General features: G+C 37.5%; 11 protein-coding genes and 1 pseudogene. 2 read left to right on the forward strand and 10 right to left on the reverse strand.

Annotated elements, in window-relative coordinates:
* Window positions 1-144: 144 nt before the first annotated feature.
* The 5 genes and pseudogenes from M0P98_03825 to M0P98_03845 all read right to left on the reverse strand — a co-directional run bounded on the left by M0P98_03825 (window position 145) and on the right by M0P98_03845 (window position 9,793).
* Complete coding sequence (locus tag M0P98_03825; protein ID MCK9265997.1) at window positions 145-1,026, reverse strand: tetratricopeptide repeat protein; 882 nt, start codon at window positions 1,024-1,026, stop codon at window positions 145-147.
* A gap of 178 nt (window positions 1,027-1,204) precedes the next feature.
* The gene (locus M0P98_03830) at window positions 1,205-5,404 is read right to left on the reverse strand and encodes a hypothetical protein (protein ID MCK9265998.1); all 4,200 of its coding nucleotides are present in this window, start codon (window positions 5,402-5,404) and stop codon (window positions 1,205-1,207) included.
* A 365-nt stretch (window positions 5,405-5,769) separates the two neighbouring features.
* Window positions 5,770-8,361, reverse strand: a complete 2,592-nt coding sequence (gene clpB, locus M0P98_03835) for an ATP-dependent chaperone ClpB (protein MCK9265999.1) — start codon at window positions 8,359-8,361, stop codon at window positions 5,770-5,772.
* 794 nt (window positions 8,362-9,155) lie between these two features.
* Window positions 9,156-9,335: pseudogene (locus M0P98_03840) on the reverse strand (DUF1559 domain-containing protein).
* A gap of 188 nt (window positions 9,336-9,523) precedes the next feature.
* Window positions 9,524-9,793 (reverse strand): HU family DNA-binding protein, encoded by a 270-nt coding sequence (locus tag M0P98_03845; protein ID MCK9266000.1) that lies wholly within the window; start codon window positions 9,791-9,793, stop codon window positions 9,524-9,526.
* Between the two features lie 951 nt (window positions 9,794-10,744).
* On the opposite strand from M0P98_03845, the gene M0P98_03850 reads away from it, so the two are divergent.
* Window positions 10,745-11,452, forward strand: coding sequence for a HEAT repeat domain-containing protein (locus tag M0P98_03850; GenBank protein MCK9266001.1), 708 nt, complete (start codon window positions 10,745-10,747; stop codon window positions 11,450-11,452).
* Window positions 11,453-11,479: 27 nt separating this feature from the next.
* Entirely contained in the window at window positions 11,480-12,229 is a 750-nt protein-coding gene (locus tag M0P98_03855; GenBank protein MCK9266002.1) for a prepilin-type N-terminal cleavage/methylation domain-containing protein, read from the forward strand.
* Here M0P98_03855 and M0P98_03860 read toward each other — a convergent pair.
* The 5 genes from M0P98_03860 to lpxI all read right to left on the reverse strand — a co-directional run bounded on the left by M0P98_03860 (window position 12,215) and on the right by lpxI (window position 17,857).
* Entirely contained in the window at window positions 12,215-13,141 is a 927-nt protein-coding gene (locus M0P98_03860; GenBank protein MCK9266003.1) for an NAD-dependent epimerase/dehydratase family protein, read from the reverse strand. The genes M0P98_03855 and M0P98_03860 overlap by 15 nt on opposite strands.
* A gap of 179 nt (window positions 13,142-13,320) precedes the next feature.
* Window positions 13,321-14,292 (reverse strand): GDP-mannose 4,6-dehydratase, encoded by a 972-nt coding sequence (locus M0P98_03865; GenBank protein ID MCK9266004.1) that lies wholly within the window; start codon window positions 14,290-14,292, stop codon window positions 13,321-13,323.
* Window positions 14,285-15,463: an amidohydrolase gene (locus M0P98_03870; protein MCK9266005.1), complete on the reverse strand. Its 1,179-nt coding sequence runs from the start codon at window positions 15,461-15,463 to the stop codon at window positions 14,285-14,287. The genes M0P98_03865 and M0P98_03870 overlap by 8 nt, the downstream gene beginning before the upstream one ends.
* Before the next feature lie 27 nt (window positions 15,464-15,490).
* Window positions 15,491-16,912, reverse strand: coding sequence for an FAD-binding oxidoreductase (locus M0P98_03875; protein MCK9266006.1), 1,422 nt, complete (start codon window positions 16,910-16,912; stop codon window positions 15,491-15,493).
* 156 nt (window positions 16,913-17,068) lie between these two features.
* Window positions 17,069-17,857 (reverse strand): UDP-2,3-diacylglucosamine diphosphatase LpxI, encoded by a 789-nt coding sequence (gene lpxI, locus M0P98_03880; protein MCK9266007.1) that lies wholly within the window; start codon window positions 17,855-17,857, stop codon window positions 17,069-17,071.
* Window positions 17,858-17,971 lie beyond the last annotated feature (114 nt).

Here is a 17,971-nt window from a genome sequence, read left to right on the forward strand (position 1 = left end):
TCTACTCTGAGCCTGTTGAACCCTTCGGAGATGCTTTATATGCAGAAGGGTAAGTTCTCAGAGTGCCCGATTGTTGTGTAGAAGGTGTATGCGCCGTAGTACCAGAGTGAATAGACACCACATACTTTTTTATCTCTAAAACCCTTATTTGGATTGAGAGAGTTTTTCTATTTTGCTTTTTGCAAGACCAATTCGTCTTTTGGAGATACCTTTCATATTTTCTATCTTCGTATATTCTGCTATTGCTTCTTCGTTCTTGTCAAGCTTTTCGTAGCATTGAGCTATACTAAAGAGAGCATTAGATTTTTGAGATGGAGTAATTTTTTCCATCTCTTCAATTTTTCTCAATTCAACAATCGCTTCCTCATACTTCTTTAAACCTTGTAAGCAGGTGCCCTTACTATAGGCCGCTGTATAAAGATTAAAAGGGGCAACTTTCTTCATTTCTTCAACTTTGTTGTACTCTTCAATAGCTTTGTCGTACTGTTTCATCGCCTGTAAAGAAGCACCTATACCATTGGTAGTAGTTGCAACTACATTTGGAGCAACCCTATCCATTTTTAGAACTTTGTTGTACTCTTCAATTGCTTCCTCATACTTTTTTTGATATCTTAACATATTTCCTATATAGCCCTGAGTATTTATTGCTCTTGTTGAGGTAAGTCCAGGTAAAGCTTTTTTGTATTCTGCTTCTGCTTCAGCATACTTTTTAAGGGCGGTATAAGATCTACCTGCTCTATAAAGAGCATAAGAGATAATTTCTTGAGATGCTCCTTCAATTGTTTCTACTTTTTTGTATTCTTCAATGGCTTCTTCATACTTCTTTTGAGTTTGGAGTATATCGGCAATTTGAAACTGAACATCTGCTGCTTCTTCGCCTTTTAATTCAGGCAAAACTTTTCTATATTCTGCTTCCGCTTCAACATACTTTTTTGCTTTAACAAACTCTTTGGCTTCTTCTATACCTGCAAACGTAATTCCAGAAAACATAATTGCGACTATCATACCAACAAATATTTTTTTCACATCTCCTCCTTCGCCCATTTTAACGTTTTTACTCGGGCATTTTAGGTTCCTGGTTGCTCTTTGTTTCGCCGTGTTTATTCTAACACCATTTTTTTGATTTTGTCAAATATTTTGGCGCAAACCCTTAGCAAAAGCCCCCAAAACGACTAAAAAGGATAAAGAGAATGTAATTGCTTTTTTATTTCTCAAACCTTATAAGTCCAGCGTTTTCAACTCTCCACAGGTTAGTGCCAGTAGCCACCCAGGTAAACCACTTTTCATCTCTTCTATATACCCCAATATTGAACGCAAGTTGTTTTACATCTGCAGGCACAAGCCCTATACTGGAAAAAGGAATCCTCATTTCTGCTACCCATTCCTGAGTTTCTTGATTAAGAACTGCGGATTTATAAACAACACTCTTCTCTATCTCTTCTCTTCTTTTGTAAGACATACCAAAACTGTTTTTATACTGTGCTTTACCTTCAAAGTCGCCCCAGAATATATAGACAGGTCCAGTTGGCATATCGTCTATCCACCAGTCAGAACTATGTTGTCCGTGCTGGCTTTCTATATCTACCTCAAAAAACGGGATATGTTTTTTTGAAGTAATAGGCATACCCTCTTTATATGGGTCGGCATCGTGCGTAGTTGCTATGTACAGGTATTTATCGTCATACAACATCCAGGCGTAACTCTTAGGGCCTTTTTTCTCTTCACCAGTATAATACTGCTCAATAACCATCGCTTTACTCTTATCCAACCCCAACCATTCTTTAGGGTTAAGTTTTCCATCTATTTCTATAGGAGCAACCCTCTTTTGGACAGTATAATTTAAAACTTTACTTACCCTCTTTTGAGAAACAAGAGTTTTTGCAACCTCGCCTATCTTACTAAAATCAGGATTATAATATTTACCTATATCTTCTTTTGTTCTATCAACAGGCCAACTTGCTCTCAATGTATGTTTATATACTCCTACCTCTTCAAAAGGTATTGGATGAGAACCAGTTGAACCATAAGCAGGGGAACCAACCCTTAACCTAAAATCCATATTCTCTTTATCAAAAAATATAGGGTCGCCCTCTTCCCAGTTGTTCTGTATAAGATTATCTTTACGTATTCCTGTGGCAACGCTTATAAAAGGTCCACCAGTATTTATGTTTCGTTCAATTACATTCCCTTTAGGGTACCCTATCAACTCGTCCCCAGAGAGAACGTTTGTTAATTGTGGGTATCTATAGTTCCAAGGAGGTTGTTTATAGTTAACTCTGTTAAGCAACTTTGCTAAGGTTTGTGTGATACCTAACTTTGGTTTACCAGCCTTTAAATCGTTATAAATTTCTACCCTATTACCTTGAGAAATAGCTCTTACTGGCTCAATAAAAAGATTGTTTTCAAGCCTGCTATCAGGTTGGGAATTAGATATACCTGAAGGTACTTTATAGAAAACATTATCAATTACAGTAAAACCGCCATTGATAGAGTCTATATGTATAGCGTTAAGCCCTTGAGATGTGTTTGGAGACGAATGGTAACTTATATGGTGGAAAAAATTGTTCCGTATAACGTTACCTCTATTCATAAACCTCCATTGAAGCCCATTAATATATATATTCCCAAACTCTCTTGCTTCGTAGGGAGCGTCGTGGAATTCGTTAAATTCTATTATATGTTCGTTAGAACTGGATGTTCCCGCTGAAATAAATACCGCTTGCATAGGTGTATCGTGTATAAGGTTATGAGAAATTATATGCCCAATACCCAGCGGGTGTGATGCTGGTCTATACCCGCCACAAAACCTGTTAAAACGGTGTATATGGTTATTTATCAGTTTATGTCTAGCAGGTATAAGTTTTTTCTGGTCACCTCCATCAAACATAGCGCCACCTTCGCCCATATCGTACATATCACAACCGAATACCGAATGGTTCCATCCGCCTTTTATATTGACAGCATACTGCCCAGTATTTCTTATAACACAACCAGCGATAAGGTTGTTTGTTCCTTTCTCGATCTCTATCCCGTGTGTCCAGGACCCTTCCACCGTAACCCCAACAAGATTAAAATACGAAACGTTTTTAAAACTTACCACAGGGTTATCTGCTGTGGTGACGATAACTTCGCTTTTATTAATATCTTCTGGTGGCCAGAAATATAACATATTAGAATCTCTATCTAAATACCATTCACCTGGGCTATCTATCTCAGAGAAAAGGTTATAAACAAAGTAAGGTCCATTCTTCTGGTAAGGCGTGTTATAAAGTTCATAATTTTCCCCCCACCTTATATCTGGCGCTGTTTCTATCATCTTTTTTTCTGTATCCAGTTTGAGTATCTTTACATGTATTCTCTGATACGGATAAGTTTTTGCAAGAAACCCTGTAACCCAGATCTCTTTTTCGTCTGTCCATCTTTCAGGTCTATCCTCTGAATATAAAAACTTACCCTCCTGGTAAGGTTCTCTTCTCCTAATTCCATCACCTTTTGGGTTTGGTAGCCCTGCTATCCTTGCATACCCCGTATTAGGCCAACGTGCAAGGGTCATTATTTTACCATTAGAAATCACCTCAAGAGCACCTTTCCTTGCAACTGCGTGAGGGTCATGCCCACCTCTATTTAAAAATTCCCCATATTTTGTTACTCCGGCAGTTTTTAAATCAGCAACCCATACTTTCCCTTTAGATTCAGTTGGAAGTTTTTTGAGTAAATTGGTATCTGTAAGAAGTTTAAAATTTTTTACCTGTTTACCGCCTATCAGTCTTACCTCTTCGCCCGGATAAGCGCTATATACAACTGGCCAATCTTCTTCGCCTGAATCTTCCTTTTCAAACAAAAATCCTTCATCAGTAAAATAGTTCCCACCCCTTAAATATACTTTTATCCCACCTTGGGGTTTATCACCTACTTTTATTTTTCTAACCTCTTGTTGAGCTCTTTTTATGCTTGCAAAAGGTTTATCTTTTGTCCCGGGGTTAGTATCTCTACCTTTAGGCGATACATATATTTTTTTTTTAGGAGAGGTAACCCTTGCTAACATAACCTGGTCGTCGTTAGGTCTTTCATTTGCTCCGTCAGCAAGCCCATCTATTGCTTCCAATCGGTTTCGAAGTTCCAGTCGGTGAACATTATGGGGCTGAGAAGAGACTTCTTCTTCCCTTAAAAGTTGTTCATATATACCTTTTGCGACAGAATATTTTTTTTCACCCCTATATGTATCTCCAGTTTTTAAACGTGCCTTAAATTGGTGTTCTCCAAGGGTTCCTTCTGTTTTTAATATTTGGCTATAAAGTTGTCTTGCCATACCATAATTTTTCTGTTCGGTATAGACTTCTGCTTCATTAAAAAGCCCGTATATCTTATAGTAATTAGGAAGGTTAGGTATGCCAGAAATTTCTTTATAGGTTTTATGGGCGTTGGCATAATCTTTCTCCAAACGATAACTTTCTGCTATATTAAATAACGCAAGAGGTAAACCATAATCTATACTGGATATATTTTTTATTTTTTCGTACTCTGCTCTTGCAAGTTTATAGTTACCTTTTTTAATAAAATTGTCTGCAGTCTGAAACAATTTTTCTACATTTAACGTCTGTCCTTTACCAAGTTTTTCAATCTCTTGTGGACTTAAAGCCCTGTTATATATAATAACCTCATCAACATCCAACACAACGCTACCTACACCTGCTCTCAAATACCCTATTTTGAAAAAATCGTTTTTGCCTGCTGGTGCGTAAGGTCCTTTATATTTCAACGTTCCTGCAGGTATACCGTTTAAATATAGTTTAACTTCTTCCCCGTCCCAGGTAGTTGCAAGATGGTGCCATACTCCGTCAGGGACAGACAGTAGAGATTGCGCCCTTGACCCTTTTGCGTATTCGCTGTTACCCATAAAAAACTCAAGAGATTGTCGCTGGTTATATACTGTTACCAACCGCCACCCCTTGGTCATACCATTGGCTGTTGATAAAATACCACCATCAGCCCTCTCTTTGCTACCCGTAAACGTATGCTTTAAAGAAGCAGGACCGTTCCTTCTAAACCACACCTCAACAGTAAACTGGTTATTGTTTATATCTGCAGGCGCCCCTTGGTACCAACCCATATCAAGCCTAACAGCTGGTTTGCCAGGCCATCGACCTTCTATTACCTGTAAGTCATCTATCTTTTCTTTATCTTTAATGTAAGGCATAAAAACTAAATCTAAACCATTACCAGAAACATCTTTTACTACACTTGAACTATCCTTTACTCCTTCAAAAGTGTAATGCCTAACAATACTTTTATCCCGACTGAAGGAGTCCTTTCTTTCTTGCCAATCTTTATTTATATTCTCCTGACTATAAGCGCCTGTCATAAACATAGCAGACAACACACAAACAAACTTTAGGATTTTCATTACGCCTCCCTGTGATACGTAAAAGGTTATTGGTCTATATAACTATTTTACAACGGATGGCGCTGTTTAGCAAAAACACCTTCCCTTTTTTGTCTTCTACCCTTAGAATGTTTGGAGTAGTAAGTCCCCAAGGGGTTGCAGAGAAGTTAATGGGATGAGGACAAAAAAGTATGTGGTGTCTACTCACTCCTTCTTTGCCTTCTCCCTTGGAGGGAGAAGGATCAAGGATGAGGGGGGAGTAAGCAACTTAACCAAAAACGAAAGACGTAATGATAAAAAATTAGACTCCCCCTTATATGTCATTCCGGACTTGATCCGGAATCTCGTTTTCACCCCCCATTCCGTTTTTGTAACCAAAGTGTTATTTAACTGCCAGACCGGAAAGATAATTTATCTTCAGCATCTTCTTTAGATATATCCACAACAGAATCTTCCTTAACCTCTCCCGAAAGCACCTTTAACGCAAGCGGGTTTTCTACTTCTCTCTGTATAAGCCGTTTAAGAGGTCTTGCACCGTAGTCTTCATCGTAACCTTTGTTAGCCAAATACTCCTTTGCTTCCTCTGAGAAGTTTATTCTGATATGTTTATCTTCAAGCCGTTTTTGTAGGTAACTAATCTGTATATCAACAATTTTTACAAGGTTCTCTTTAGAGAGTTTATTAAAGATAATTATTTCATCTATCCTATTTAAAAACTCAGGTCTGAAAGTATTTTTTAACACATCAGTAACCTTCTCTTTTGCTGTCTCTTCTTCCTTAAACATAGATATATATTGGCTACCAACATTTGAGGTCATTATCACAACAGTATTCTTAAAATCAACAGTTCGACCTTGCCCGTCTGTTAATCTGCCGTCATCAAGAAGTTGAAGTAGCACATTAAACACCTCTGAATGAGCTTTTTCTATCTCGTCCATAAGTATAATACTATAAGGTCTTCTCCTTACCTTTTCTGTTAATTGTCCTCCCTCCTCATATCCAACATACCCGGGAGGCGCACCTATAAGCCGAGATATAGAATGTTTTTCTGTATATTCGCTCATATCTATCCTAACAAGAGCGTTCTCATCGTTAAACAACAACACAGCAAGAGTCTTTGCAAGTTCTGTTTTACCTACACCTGTTGGACCCAGAAAAATAAATGAACCTATAGGTCTGTTAGGGTCTGATAGCCCTGCTCTATTTCTTCTTATAGCGTTAGATATAGCCACGATAGCTTCCTCTTGACCTACAACCTTTGCTGATAACTTATCTTCCATTTTAATAAGTTTTTCAATTTCTCCTTCAAGCATCCTTGATACAGGTATCCCTGTCCATTTAGAAACTATATCAGCAATATCTTCTTCTGTTATTTCGTCTTTCAAAAGTCCGCCATCTTTAGCTTGAGATTTTTTTAGTTTTACGCTTTCATCATCAAGTTGTTTTTGTAATTCAATAAGTTTTCCGTACTTATATTCAGCCGCTTTGCCAAGGTCGCCTTCTCTTTCAGCTTTCTCTACTACGCTACCTGCAACCTCAATATCTTCTTTAATTTTTCTTATTCTTTCAACAACCTTCTTTTCTGCAAGCCATTTAGTATTTAGTTTTGACTGATCTTTTTTTAGAGATGCAAGTTCTGTCTCTATTTTTGTGAGCCGTTCTTTTATTTCTGGTTTAGACTCTTTTTTTAACGCCTGCCTTTCTATCTCTAATTGACGTATTTTTCTTTCTATCTCATCTAAAGGTGCAGGCATACTATCAATCTCTATTCTTAACCTGCTGGCTGCTTCATCTATCAAATCTATCGCTTTATCAGGAAGAAACCTACCTGTGATATACCTATGCGAAAGTATAGCAGCAGAAACAAGAGCGCTATCGGTAATCTTTATCCCGTGGTGCACTTCATACCTCTCTTTCAACCCTCTAAGTATAGATATACTCTCTTCCACAGAAGGCTCTTTTACAAATACCACCTGAAACCTTCTTTCGAGCGCCCTATCTTTTTCTATATGTTTTCTATACTCATCAAGAGTAGTCGCCCCAATACATCTTAAAGCGCCCCGTGCAAGTTCTGGTTTTAACATATTTGAAGCGTCCATCGCCCCTTCAGAAGCCCCTGCACCAACAAGCGTATGAAGTTCATCAATAAAAAGCACAACCTCACCTTCTCTTTTTTCTATCTCTTTAAGTAACGATTTTAACCTCTCTTCAAACTCTCCTCTATATTTTGCGCCCGCAACAAGTGCCCCCAAATCAAGTGCAAGCAACCTTTTGTTTTTAAGGGTTTCTGGCACATCTCCCGAAATAATCCGTCTGGCAAGCCCTTCTATAATAGCAGTTTTACCAACACCTGCTTCACCTATAAGCACAGGGTTATTTTTTGTCCGACGGGAGAGAACCTGCACAACCCTTCTAATCTCTTCATCTCTACCTATAACAGGGTCAAGTTTACCTTGTCTGGCAAGTTCAGTAAAATCTCTGGTATACTTTTCTAGTACCTTAAACTTTGATTCAGCATCCTTATCAGTAACCTTTTCACCTTGCCGTACCTGCTCAACAATTTTTAATAAACGTGCTTTAAATATATCATATTTTTTAAGGATTGTTTTGGCAGTCGATTCAACCTCAGAAAGAGATATAAGCAGGTGCTCAACACTAATAAAATCGTCACCCTGAGATTTTGATTCTTTGTGTGCGTTATTTAATGTCTGGTTTAAGCCTTGAGTTATATATATATTTCCAGCACCTGAACCTGTAACCTGAGGAAGTTTATCTATCTGGTTGATAACATCTTTTTTAAGTTCATCAACTAAAACATTCATCATAGATAGAATATCGTTTATTGTTTCGTCGTTCTCAATAAGAGAAAATAGTAGATGTATGTTATCAACAGACTGGTTATTCTTCTCTTGAGCAATAGACTGAGCGCCCATAATAGCCTCTTGCGCCTTATTTGTAAATTTTTCTTGTATATTCATATTTTTGTCCTTTATTATATTTTTTTGTGAGGAGGGTAACTACTTTTACCCTTACATATCTTTTGATGTTTTTTTATAGTAAAGGTTTCATTTTTTTATTTTCTTTGCCCTGTATGTCATTCCGGACTTGAATTGGAATCTCGCTTTTTACTCCCCCCATTCCGTCTTTTGTAGTTTAACGTAGGTGGAGGAGTTTTAACAAACAATAGGAAAAAGAAAAACATAAAGGAATGAGTGGTGATGGATAACAGAGGGGATAAAAAAAAGAAGACCCTCCGTTTTGGAGGGTCTTCTTTGAATATTAAAACAAATACTTCTTATTACGGATTAAATACCGCACCTGCATGAGTATGAGCGTTGTCTACGTTGGGGAAAGCAATACCTTTAACTGCTCTTGGTGCAGGTATCCATGCTACGTTACCTCCCACATATAGAGCGTTAACTCCGTCTTTCTTATGGTTAACTTCTCCGCTTACCTGGTCTCCAGCATTCAACTTGCTGAAACTCCATTTACCGGTATTATCATCTGCTGTGTCACCGTTAGCAGAGTTTTCTCCTGCTCTATCTACCAGAAGGACTGTCTCTGTATCTGTGGATTCATTCAAACCTCTTGCATAAGCATAAGAGAGAGTACCTGCTAAGTCACCAGCTCCGCCGTTTTTCTTCAAGTCAGAAGGGCACACAAAAGCGTCAGTTGTAGAGATATAGGCATCATACAACAATGCTAAGTTTCTACCTGTGCTCTGTACAGAGACGTCAGAGGCAGTGCTGTTTGTAGGGAAGAATTCCCTATAGTCCTGAGAGTACATTTTCATGGCTAACCCGAGCTGCTTTAGGTTTGATATACAGACCGACCGTCTTGCTTGCTCTCTTGCTCTTGCGAGCGCAGGTAGCAACATAGCCGCCAGGATGGCGATAATCGCTATAACAACCAAAAGCTCTATAAGGGTGAAGCCTTGTTTTGTTCTTTTCATTTGTTTTCACCTCCTTTATATGTTTTTACAATTATCATTATAACAGATTATTTTCTTTTGTCAAGTCTTTATTTTTTTATTTCAAACATATTATATTTCACAAGAAAATTTTTGTCAAATATATTTTTTGTTTACAACTTTTAGTAGAAGCGGACCCCTGCAAGAAGCCCGCTTCTAAGTACTGATAATTACTTTACGGCTTTCTTCAAGTCGCTGCCTGCTTTGAAAACCGGAACTTTCTTTGCTGCGATTTTTATCTCTTCGCCGGTTTGAGGGTTTCTACCCTTTCTTGCTTTTCTTTTTGCTACAGAAAAAGTTCCAAATCCAACAAGAGTCACAGGGTTGCCTTTTTTAAGAGAACCTTTGATAGCATCCAGCACTGCGTCGACTGCTGCTGCTGCTTCTTTTTTTGTGGAGACAACCTTTGCTACTGCTTCTATTAGACCTGCTTTGTTCATTGTTTGTCACCTCCTTTGTATTGTTTATCTTTATAATATAACCCCTTACAAATTTTGTCAAGAGGAAAATGTAAATTTATCAAGGGCTTGTAAAGTTGCGGTGTAAAAAAGTATGCGGTGTCTACTCACTCTGGTACTACGGCGCATACATCTTCTACTCAACAATCAGGCACTCTGAGAACTTACCCTTCTGCATATAAAGCATCTCCGAAGGGTTCAACAGGCTCAGAGTATAAGAACAAAAGGGCTGAACCTTTTGTTAACAGCCCCCCATTCCGTCTTTGCGAGCCGTTTTTTGGCGTGGCAATCTCGCCGAAGGCGGAAAGAAATGCCCCTGCTTTTGCCCTCTACCCTTGAGGGAGAGGGATTAAGGGTGAGGGGTGCAGTTAGCAGGCTAAGAAAAAACAAAAGACGTAATGATAAAAAATTAGACTTCCCCTTGTATGTCATTCCGGGCTTGATCCGGACTCTCGTTTTTGCACTTTACTTACTACCAAAGTGGATTAAGTGAGAGATCCTGAAACAAGTTCAGGATAACAAACTGGGGCGTTTATAGACACATACTTTTTTAACGAAGGAAAAGACAAAGGCAAGGTTAAATACAATAGTGTATAGGATAAAGACGAGGATTACCACGTCGCAATCCCTCAAAAGCATTCGGACTAAGACGCTTCTCGTAAAACAAGCAAAAAACATAAAAGACCCCCTCACCTTGCATCCTCTCCCCCAGAGGAGAGGCAAATAAGGAAAGATTGTCATTCCGGACTTGCTCCGGAATCTCGTTTTTTACGTTGTGCCTATTCCCAACGTGGGTTACATTAGAGAACCTGAACAAGTTCAGGATAACAAAATGTGACGGAGGGAGAGGGACTTTTTTTTACTTGTCTTGACAAAAAAAAAGGGGTATAATAGGGTTAAGTTAGTCATTAAAAATTTAATAGAGAAGAGAAAATGTTTAGAGAAAAAATAGCAGAGTTTTTAAAGAAAGCAGAAGAGTATAAAGTAATTTTTATATGGGTGTTTGTAGCGATTATCCTTATTTCCCTTTTAAGGTTTACCTTCTGGTTTACAAAAAGAGGTAAAAGTGAAGGCACAAGAACTTATATAAAACAACTCTCAAGTAAAGATGTTGAAAAGAGGAAAGAAGCCCTATATTCGTTGGGTCAAGACACTTCTAAATCTGCTCTCCCTAAGATAGAAAAGATGTTAATGGAGGACCCAGATTTAGGTGTTAAGAGAGTTGCCGCTTGGAGTTTAGGTTCTCTTGATAAAGATAAACTTGTATCTCTTCTTGACAGCAAAGATGCAAATATAAAGGCTATTGCAATAGAAACCCTTATGAAACTTGATAAAGAGAACGTAAAGTATTTGGTCGGGCTTTTCTCTTCTGAAGGTTTAGATGGAAAAAAGAAGATACTCTCTTATATTGAGTCTTCTGATATTTCTTCTTATACAAATGAACTTATGAAGATAGCTGAAAGACCAAGCGAGGTTTTGGAAATAAGGAAAGAAGCGCTTAATATGTTTAATAAGGTGGATATACAAGAAGATATTGAAAGCAGGTTGCTGAACCTATATTATAATGATGAGAACCAAGAAATAAAGAATTTGTCTTACGAGGTAATTCAGAAAAGTAAAACCAGAAAGAGTAGACAATAACATTTTAGGTTTAAGGGGGTGAATTAAATGGCTTTATTAAAAAGGTTGACCCGCAAAATCCAATCTATGTCAAATTGCAAACTTCAGCAGGCACATTTTAATTCAATAGGGTTTACCCTAATAGAACTACTTGTTGTTATGGCCATAATATCTATGTTGGCAGGAGAACTTTTACCTGCTCTTTCAACTGCCAGAGAAAAAGGTAGACAAGCAAACTGTATAAGTAACCTTAAACAATTTAGTATCTCTATAGAGATATATTTTCAGGACTATAAAGATTATCCGCCTTGGCTTTCTACCCTTTATCCTTCGTATATGTCTTCAAAAGGAGTTTATACTTGTCTAACGGATATGTATGCAGGAGAGAGAGGGCACGGGCACAAATCTTTCCCTGAAACAAACGATATACCGCCACCAAATATACCGAACACTACTTTTGAGGAGCCGTATCTTGGAGCAATAAAAGGGTTTAATTACAGAAACTCTGAGATTGATGCGTGCAGTTATTTTTATGAGTTTAACTATAATAGGTGTAGTTGGTTCCATTCTTCACGTACCCCCGAAGAGATTATTGCTGCGGATTCTGATAATGACGGTATTGTTACCTGGAAAGAAGCAAAAATCTGGCAGATGCAAAGTGCTGGACTCGGCGGGAAGGTTCCTATCGTAAGATGTTTTTGGCACCATAATATCCATAAACAGAAGGTGCTTAACCTTTCTGCAATACATTATAACGTTTTTACCAGCGGACCTGAATGGGAATCAAGTTCTTATTGATTTAAACCATTTGACAGTATTTTTGATTCCTTCTTCAATGGTGTAGGAAGGAGCCCACCCTGCACTTTGTTGGAATTTTTTTGCAGAAAGAGAACTTCTTCTAACTTCCGCTTTTTTCTCCCCTTCGTAAGTTTTATTGATATTGGAGCAGGTATCTTTTTTTATACAATCAAAAATATAGTTTATATCAGTCTCTATCCCGGTACCTATATTGTAGATACCGTTAAGGTTTTTGTTTATACTTTTTATAGCAGAGTTAACAACGTCTTCTATATATACAAAATCTCTGGTCTGTTTTCCGTCACCAAAAATTATAGGTTGCTCATTATTAAGTAGTTTCTCTGCAAAGATTGCTATCACTCCAGCTTCGGCTTTTGAGTTTTGGCGAGGTCCATAAACGTTACCAAACCTTAACGCTACAAAATCAAGCTGGTAGCAAGAAGAGTAATAAAAAAGATATTTTTCAACTGCTAATTTAGATATTCCGTAAGGAGATAAAGGTAACTCTTCTGCTGTTTCAGGGGTGGGTAACTCCTCTGCTTCACCATAAATAGCGCCACCAGTAGATGAAAATATAAGTTTTTTTTCTCCTTTTAGCTTGATAAAATTTCTTATGATGTTTATCGAACCGTTTATGTTTATTGATGTATCCAGGAAAGGGTCTTCCTCTGATTTACGTACGTTTATTTGGGCAGCAAGATGATAGACTACCTGTGGGGATTCTTTTTCAAACACATCTTTTACCTTGTCATCTCTGATATCCATCTGGTAAAAATGTGCTTTAGGGTTTAGGTTGAGTATGTTGCCAGTTGAAAGGTTATCTATAACAGAAACAGTGTGTCCTGCTTCAATAAGTTTGTCTGTAATATGGCTACCTATAAAACCAGAACCGCCTGTAACAAGTATTTTCATTTTTTACTCCTTAGTGGATACCGTTTTTGTTTTTCGTCTATTTTGTTATCCTGAACTTGTTTTAGGATAACAAATGTAACCTGCGCTATGTAGTAGGCATAACGTAAAAACGAGATTCCGGATCAAGTCCGGAATGACAAGCAGGGGGTCTTTTACGTTTTTACCCTTGCCTTTGTTTTTCATTCTTTAAGATGTATATCTTTTGTCCAAGAGTAGTTCTCTTTATACCACGCAACAGTATTTTTAACGCCTTCATCTAAACTGGTTTTCGGTTCCCAGTTTAGCAATTGTTTTGCTCTCCTTATATCTGCTTTGGTAGCGTATATATCTGTCTTTTCAAATTTTCTGTACGAAATACTTGCTTTTTTGTTAAGATAATGTTCTATCAAAGATATAAGTTCGTTTAAGGTGTTGGTCTTATCACCGCCCAAATTAACAGTATTAAAGCCGTTCAATTTTAGTGCTCTTACTGTGCCGTCAGCAATATCGTTAATATATGTAAAATTTCTGCTTTGAGTACCGTCACCGAAGACAATAATCTCTTTACCTTCATCTATAAGTTTTATAAACTTAAATATACTCATATCTGGTCTACCGGCAGGTCCGTAAACTGTGAAATACCGTAAAATTGTAACATCTATACCGTATAGATAATGGTACGTGTAGCAGGTAACCTCTGCGGATTTTTTTGAGGCAGCATAAGGGGATATAGGTCTGTTGACAGGTAGGTCCTCAGAAAAAGGCATTGCTTCTCCTGCGTATACAGATGAGGTTGAAGATAGTATAAACTTTTTTACGCCATAATCTTTTGTTGCTTGTAACAGGTTGATTGTTCCTATTAGGTTAGACCTAAAATAGACAAAAGGGTCTATTATACTAACTCTAACACCTGCTCTTGCTGCAAGATTGAAAATTATTGTTGGTGAGAAAGATTTTACTATCTCGACAGTCTCTGGTTCAGCAATATTCTGTTTGATGAACGAAAAATTTTTATTACTTTGGAGTTGTTGGAGCCGATACTCTTTTAGACTAATATCGTATGAAGTGTTCATTTCGTCAAGCCCTAACACCTGATACCCTTCTTGTAGAAGGTTTGCAGTTACTTTACTACCTATGAATCCGCAACACCCTGTTAAAAGTATTTTATCCATTTGTTTTCTTATTGGCTCCAAGTTGTATTAGCAGGTTAGAGAAGAAGTTTACAGTGTACGGTAATACGCTTTCATCTATTGAAAAGTTGTTGTTATGGTTATCCCCAAACTTATCTCCAATACCTACAAACAAGTAACAGGAAGGTACCACTTTTGAAAAGTAGGCAAAATCTTCACCACCCATAATAGGGTGGAATTCTAATAAGTTTTCAGGTTTTAGTATGGTTTTAGAAATGTTCTTTATCTGTTGCGTAAAGGTCGGCTCGTTGACACATAATGGGGTATGATTGTTGTATTTGAGTTCTGCTTTACATCCGAAACTACTACATATATCTCTACTTTTTGTTTCAATAAGGTTGCGGATTTTGTTCTGAACAGAAGTGTCAAGGGTTCTAACTGTCCCTTTTATTTCAACTTTTTGTGGAATAACATTATAGGTTGTTCCACCTGATACGCTACATATTGAAAGGACAGCAGGTTTTAACGGGCTGATATTTCTACTTACTATTGTTTGTAGGTTAGATATAAGGGATGCTGTACATACTATAGGGTCTATGGCAAGGTGCGGTGAAGCGCCGTGACCCCCTAACCCTGAAATGTTTATAGAAAAAAAATCTGCGTTTGCCATTACTGGTCCCTCGCCAATCCATATCCCAAAAATTGGTAATATAGGGAAGAAATGGAACCCCAGAAGATAATCTATTGTGTCTAATACACCTTCTTTAACCATTACATTAGCACCGCTTGGGGACCTTTCTTCGCTGGGCTGGAAAATAAATTTTATTGTAAAATTTAGGTGTTCTTCTAACCTTTTTAGGATCTTTGCAACCCCAAGGACAACAGCCATATGTCCGTCGTGTCCGCATGCGTGCATAAGACCTTTATGGACAGAAGAGAAGGGTAGCCCTGTTTTTTCTTCTACAGGCAGAGCGTCCATATCTGCTCTTAACCCAATTGTAAGGTTACCTTTACCTATACTGGCAACGATACCTGTTTTGGCTACTTTTTGGTATGATATATTTTCTTGTTCAAGGAAAGTAGAGATTTTTTCGGAAGTTATATGTTCCTCAAACCCGAGTTCAGGGTGTTGATGAAAAAATCTTCGTAAAGAGATTACCTCTTCACTTATATTTTCTGTTTCAAGTTTCACTCTTTCAAGTAGTTTGTCCATAATAGTTTTTATGTTTTAATGGGTAGTTCAGACCAGTAACTCTTTTGGTATTATATTGTCCAACCCAAGTATTGAATATGGGTCGAAAACTTTTTTTATTTTTGCCATCTCTCTAAGACCTTCCTCGCCGTACATAACACCGAGCCATTTCTTTTTAATTTTACCTATCCCGTGTTCTGCGGCAACTGTGCCTCCAAGAGAGAGTGCTTTATTCACACAACTTTTATATATTTGCCCAGCACGTTCTTTTTCTTGAGCGTCTTTGGGGAAAAGGTTAAAGTGTAAATGGTTTTCGCCTATATGCCCAAAAAGGATTGATTGCATAGGGTCTTGTGTCATAATTTTCCTGTAAAACCGAAACATTTCTTCAAAATTGTTTTCTGGCACAGAAATATCCATCGCAACCTTAACAATACCCAACTTTTTAAAGTAAGCGTTTATGTTTTCTGGCAACCTGTGTCTAAATTTTATTAGCCGTTCATAGTTGGTTATATCTTCGCCCATTAAAGTGTCAACAGAGTTATAATCTTCTGCAAATTCTGCCCATTTTTCAATCTCTTCAATTCCTGATATGGTTTCTATGTACAGAGCGCAGGTGTCGTTGGGGATTTCAGGATAATCTTTTTTAAGAAACTTTAAACTACCTCTTTCAAAAAATTCAAGGCTATACATATCCTTAAAATCTCTTTTAACCCTTCGTATCATTTCTGGAATTTTATCTTCATCAGGGAAAAATATGATGATAATAAATCTTGGTGGGAGAGAGTCTATTAGGGACACTTCAACTTCTGTTATTACACCAAGGGTTCCTTCTGACCCTATAAACAGGTCTAACCCGTCCATATTTTCTTGTGAGAAGTAACCTGCAGAACATTTAATAGGCGGGGTACGGTAAGAAGGTAAAGATACCTTAAATGAACCATAATCAATTATTCCATTCTTTTCTTGTATGTCGCCTCTCTTGATTTCAAGGGTGTCGCCAGTAGTAAGTACCATTCTTAATTTTTGGATATATTTTCTTGTGGCTCCAAACCTAAAACTATATTCTCCCGAAGCGTTGGTAGCGGCGTTGCCACCAATAAATGCGGTCCGTTCGGTGGGGAAGGGTGGATAAAACATAGAGAGAGGGTCGAGTTCTTGAAGAAAATCTTTGACAATAACCCCTGATTGTAATGTTGCTCGTTTATCTTCTTTGTTAATGTTTATAATTTGGTTAAACCTTTCAAGAGAAACGATATATCCCTCTTTAGGTACTCTACCAGCAACAGTGCCTGTTCCGCCGCCTGATATGGTTATTGGTATATTTTGTTTAGCACAATCGGTTAAAACATCTTTTAATTCAGTTTCGTTTTCTGGTATATATACCCGTTCTGCGTTTCCGTCTTTAAAATTTGATGAATCTTCAAGGTATGAAAGAATATCTTCTTTCTCTTTTTTTATTAAAAGCATTTTTTTGTCCCTTTTCGTTGTTTTTTCCCCGCCCCAGTCTGTTATTTTGAAATTGTTTTAGGATCTCTCACTTAACCCATATAACAGGAGTAAGAAAAAGCGAGATTTCGGATCAAGTCCGGAATGACATACAGGGGGAGTCTGTGCCAATTTAAATTATATTTCAACTCCAAGCAGGGTTATTTTCTCTTTTTCACAAATGTTTATTGTTTCTTCTTTTTCAAAAAGTATGGTCTTTCCTGCTTCAACTGCTAGTATCTTACCGCCTGCCGTAGCTATAGCATTAACTGTGCCCGGTCCTATAACTGGAAGGTCGAACCGTTCGTCTTTATTTTTACCAGCAATCTTGACTACTGTAAAACCTTTACAAAAAGTTCCTGCCCTTGTGATCATAGAGTCGGTACCTTCAACGCCTTCTACTGCTATAATCATCCCTCTTTTTACTGCAACTGCTTGACCTGTGCGGAATTGTAATATGTTTTGTAGTAATGAGATACCAGTTTTTATATCTAAAATTTCTTCTTTTTCTGGACTATTTTTGGTATATACAGAGTTTTCTGCTATTAACTCTTTTAATAGTTGTGAGAGAGGTATTATTTTAATACCTTCCTTTTCAATGCCAGATACGGCAGAAGCCATAAGTTCTTCACCTTTCCATAGGGTCTCTTTTTCTAAAAATTGTTTTCCTGATAGGTGTATATTGTTTTCAAAAAGTTTGGAGGGTGATATTCTGCCTATTACAGCGAGATGTTCTATGTTTTCTTGTTTTAATGTAGATATTATGCCGAAGATGTCTCCAAACTGAAAAACCTTGCTATTTATTAAGGGTGTATCTTCAAAAGCAAAGGGGAAAACATTGTTATATTTGCTGATGGCTTTATGTACATACTCAGAAAGGTTATCGTTACTAACAAATAACCCTATTTTTTTATCCTGCCTTTTCATCCTATTAACCTCTTTTGCAAACCTCGGAGGTTTGCAAGTCTATGGTTATTATAGCCTTAGAACACTTTGTCATCCTGAACTTGTTTCAGGATGACAAATATAACCTACGTTGGC

The sequence above is a fragment of the bacterium genome, assembly GCA_023230585.1.
Classification (GTDB): Bacteria; Ratteibacteria; UBA8468; order B48-G9; family JAFGKM01; genus JALNXB01.

What these genes read in the sequence shown, in the direction of transcription:
- M0P98_03875 (MCK9266006.1), bottom strand. Translation starts at nt 16,912, where the DNA reads ATGCTTTTAATAAAAAAAGAGAAAGAAGATATTCTTTCATACCTTGAA.
- M0P98_03865 (MCK9266004.1), bottom strand. Translation starts at nt 14,292, where the DNA reads ATGGATAAAATACTTTTAACAGGGTGTTGCGGATTCATAGGTAGTAAA.
- M0P98_03855 (MCK9266002.1), top strand. Translation starts at nt 11,480, where the DNA reads ATGGCTTTATTAAAAAGGTTGACCCGCAAAATCCAATCTATGTCAAAT.
- clpB (MCK9265999.1), bottom strand. Translation starts at nt 8,361, where the DNA reads ATGAATATACAAGAAAAATTTACAAATAAGGCGCAAGAGGCTATTATG.
- M0P98_03845 (MCK9266000.1), bottom strand. Translation starts at nt 9,793, where the DNA reads ATGAACAAAGCAGGTCTAATAGAAGCAGTAGCAAAGGTTGTCTCCACA.
- M0P98_03850 (MCK9266001.1), top strand. Translation starts at nt 10,745, where the DNA reads ATGTTTAGAGAAAAAATAGCAGAGTTTTTAAAGAAAGCAGAAGAGTAT.
- M0P98_03870 (MCK9266005.1), bottom strand. Translation starts at nt 15,463, where the DNA reads ATGGACAAACTACTTGAAAGAGTGAAACTTGAAACAGAAAATATAAGT.
- lpxI (MCK9266007.1), bottom strand. Translation starts at nt 17,857, where the DNA reads ATGAAAAGGCAGGATAAAAAAATAGGGTTATTTGTTAGTAACGATAAC.
- M0P98_03830 (MCK9265998.1), bottom strand. Translation starts at nt 5,404, where the DNA reads ATGAAAATCCTAAAGTTTGTTTGTGTGTTGTCTGCTATGTTTATGACA.
- M0P98_03860 (MCK9266003.1), bottom strand. Translation starts at nt 13,141, where the DNA reads ATGAAAATACTTGTTACAGGCGGTTCTGGTTTTATAGGTAGCCATATT.